At 43.5% G+C, this 2,549-nt stretch carries 3 protein-coding genes, 1 tRNA gene and 1 pseudogene; 1 reads left to right on the top strand and 4 read right to left on the bottom strand.

The genetic code is table 11. The features are described 5' to 3' along the window. Positions 1 to 56: 56 nt before the first annotated feature. Positions 57 to 269: pseudogene (locus tag AC5JLP_RS13630) on the top strand (transposase); the annotation flags it as partial. Here the strand turns inward: AC5JLP_RS13630 and AC5JLP_RS13635 are convergent. The 4 genes from AC5JLP_RS13635 to AC5JLP_RS13650 form a co-directional block, all read right to left on the bottom strand. Beyond that, positions 266 to 466: a hypothetical protein gene (locus AC5JLP_RS13635; protein WP_496068462.1), complete on the bottom strand. Its 201-nt coding sequence runs from the start codon at positions 464 to 466 to the stop codon at positions 266 to 268. The pseudogene AC5JLP_RS13630 and the gene AC5JLP_RS13635 sit on opposite strands and share 4 nt — an antisense overlap. A gap of 72 nt (positions 467 to 538) precedes the next feature. Continuing rightward, entirely contained in the window at positions 539 to 1,408 is an 870-nt protein-coding gene (locus tag AC5JLP_RS13640) for a hypothetical protein (RefSeq protein ID WP_496068463.1), read from the bottom strand. A gap of 85 nt (positions 1,409 to 1,493) precedes the next feature. Next, positions 1,494 to 1,590, bottom strand: a tRNA-Ala gene (locus AC5JLP_RS13645). An 83-nt stretch (positions 1,591 to 1,673) separates the two neighbouring features. After that, complete coding sequence (locus AC5JLP_RS13650; protein ID WP_496068464.1) at positions 1,674 to 2,273, bottom strand: hypothetical protein; 600 nt, start codon at positions 2,271 to 2,273, stop codon at positions 1,674 to 1,676. Positions 2,274 to 2,549: the final 276 nt, after the last annotated feature.

Genomic DNA, 2,549 nt, shown 5'->3' on the forward strand with positions numbered 1-2,549 from the left:
ATTGTTTGTAAACCTGGTTCTACCCTCAATTAGAAAAGTTTTGTCAGGCAGTCAGCTTCTGGACACTACTCAAGCGCACGATTAAGGGAACTTACGTCTCGGTCGAGCCGTTTCACTTGTTCCGCTACTTGGATGAGCAAAGCTTCCGGTTTAACAACCGCGACGGTAACGACTCTGAGCGCTTCCTGAAAGCCACAGGAGCAATGCCAGGTCGTAGATTGACTTACAAAAAACTGACCGAGAAAGAAGGCGAACGGGAAGAGAACTAAGATTTTTCAGCAGGACGATCGCCCTCATCCGGGGGTGACTTGGAAGCGTGATCGTCCTTTTTCGCTTCTGCTTCTACAAGTTTCTCTTTTAGTTCTTGGTGAGGCACTTGCATCAGCTTTCGGACTGCCGACTTAAAAGCTTCTGATTCTTCACTGGCGCTGCTGTTATGCGTATCTTCAGGTGAGTTGTTAGGCATAAATTGTGTTTGATGTGTTTTCAAAACATTCTGGCTCGAAGCTAGTTGAGCGACTTCGAGCCAGAATGTGTTTTATGAAGCTTGCTTCTTCATTTTTGCTAGGCGCTGTCCTACTTTCTGGATATTCTCAACAACCGTAACTGGCATTGCAACATAGCTATCAGGTAAATAGCAGTCACACGCTAGATTAACGGCTTCAACAGGGTCTCTAGCACCCATTCTAAGAAAATTAGCAGACAACTGGCTAATAGAGGAGTAATCGACTAAAACAGGGGCTTCAAAATGATCTCGAATAAGCGCCCAATCAGGTAAATTATTTGCACGTTTAATTTGTCTAGACTTTAGATCCTGCAATCTCAAGTTGATCTGATCGTGAGCATCTTGAAACCACCGCTTCCCCTCGCAAGTTCTGTAGATACCTCTTCGACGCTCCCAAACCGCGATCTCTTTAGCAAAAGCTTGAAATTTGTTTTTGCGTAAATCCATCCTGACAGCAAAACGTTGATTGTATTCTTCTTCTGTTCGTTTCACACCAAAAGCTTTGTCAGCACGCCGTTCAATGGCTTCAACCCCACAAGCTTCAAGAATATCGACAGCAATAGTGTTGCCGTGTCTAGCAAAGTACCCCCAAATGCGCATCGCGTCAGGGATGCTTAAAGTGTCAGCTCGTGTAGATCCGCGTTCAAGCTTGACTTTAACCTTGACAAGGTAACCTGTGAATCCTTTACTCTGTAGGGCTTTTAAAGCTTCAGGAGCGTGGTTGGGTAACCTGCTCAACCAGTTTTTATGCTGCCCAATAATTTCTAATATCTCTTTTTTGCTTAAGCGGTAAGGCTGTTCAGGAATCTGAAAAACATCTAAAGGGATGCTTCCTAAATAAATTGTCTCGTCGTCAGCATCAACTAGTGCTTTTTCTTGCAAACCGTCAAACTTTCCAGACATATTACTTCTCCAAATTAACTACGAGTGTTCTAGATGCACAAGCTAAGTTAAAATGGAGGGACGGGAATCATCCCCCATTGAATCGTCCGAGTGAAGGGACTTGAACCCTTAAGGCTGGAGCCTACACTCCCTAACCCGTCCGACTGCGAATCGGATGCGTTTACCAGTTACGCCACACTCGGTCAAAAGTAGATAACATCAGAAGCGGTTAGGCGGTGGTCTAGCCGCTTTTGCTGTATGCGTCATTTGCACTAATCCTCATAAATCAAACAACCGACTCCTGAATATGACCTTCAGGAGTCGGTTGTTCTTGTTCTGGTTTATCGTCTTGATTTTGCGTCAATCCAAGATGTGTTGTGCTGATGCGATCTACAGCACTACTGGTGGAGTCAACAGAGTTTGCAGCGTAAAAGCTACGTCCTAATTTTTTCCATGCCCCCTCTTCAAATCCTCTACGCAACCCAGCAGACAATGAGTTTCTAGCGCGTTTGAACTCGTCTTCTGATTTTGTGTCATAAAGCACTTCTACAAGATCTTCGATCTCAACGGGTGCTTTTCTCTCTTCTAGGATTTGTTTGATCGCTTTTCTTGATCCCAAGAGCTTGTATTGCGGGTGAAGCCAGCTTTCAGGGGTGCCCCGACGATCTGATGACTCTACGACAGCATTTCTGGATAATGCCAGCTCATCAATCTGAGTGTTGCCACGAGTTCCCAAAAAAATTCGTTTTGTTTCTCGGATGCTAGCAAGCTCAGCTTTTTCAGTTTCTAGCCTTATAGCCAATTTTTCTATTTCTAGATCTTTAAATCTTTCCATCTCTGATATAGCCGCAAGCGCTATATCAAATTGATTAATCTCAGTTGCCATAAGGCTTGCTCTTAGTGCGTGTTTAAACGTTAACTTTAAAGCGACAAAAGAGACAGAAAAAAGACCACAAACAAAATTAAAAATTTTGAGCCTTTTTGATATTAGTACATTAAACCGAAAAGACTCGAACCTAGCTTCAAGTGTACGTTTCCTTTTTTTGCAAACACAGAGAGAAGCGTAAGACCTATACCTTACACTTTGTTTATGAGAATAAGTAGTTCTGGTAGTGCGTCAAAGAATGGTGGGTCGAGTAAAGTAGGGAGACCGCTACTTTTA

This window comes from Stenomitos rutilans, from assembly GCF_059505485.1.